1 protein-coding gene is annotated in these 224 nt (G+C 38.4%); it reads right to left on the minus strand.

The window, feature by feature from the left end; genetic code table 11:
- A partial coding sequence (locus tag IAE45_RS19420) for a hypothetical protein (protein ID WP_233619198.1) occupies positions 1-224 on the minus strand: 224 nt, incomplete at both ends.

A 224-nucleotide genomic window follows, 5' to 3' on the forward strand; every position in this document is an offset into this window, starting at 1 on the left:
AAGCCTACATAATTACCAGTATTACTTCCGGCATCTACACTGTATCCGCTATAAGTGTTGCCTTCGAAAATACCATTTGCAGATAAGTTAATCCATCCTCTTTGGGAGCTTGTAATAGCAATAAATGTTCCTGATACTTCAAGAGCTGGAACTGTAGATGAACCTTTGTCACCGTTGCTTTGAAGCCGACCAAATTCACTTCCTAGATTTAAAAACCTTAATAC

The sequence above is a fragment of the Enterococcus sp. S53 genome (genome assembly GCF_016516865.1).
Lineage (GTDB): Bacteria > Bacillota > Bacilli > Lactobacillales > Enterococcaceae > Enterococcus_D > Enterococcus_D innesii.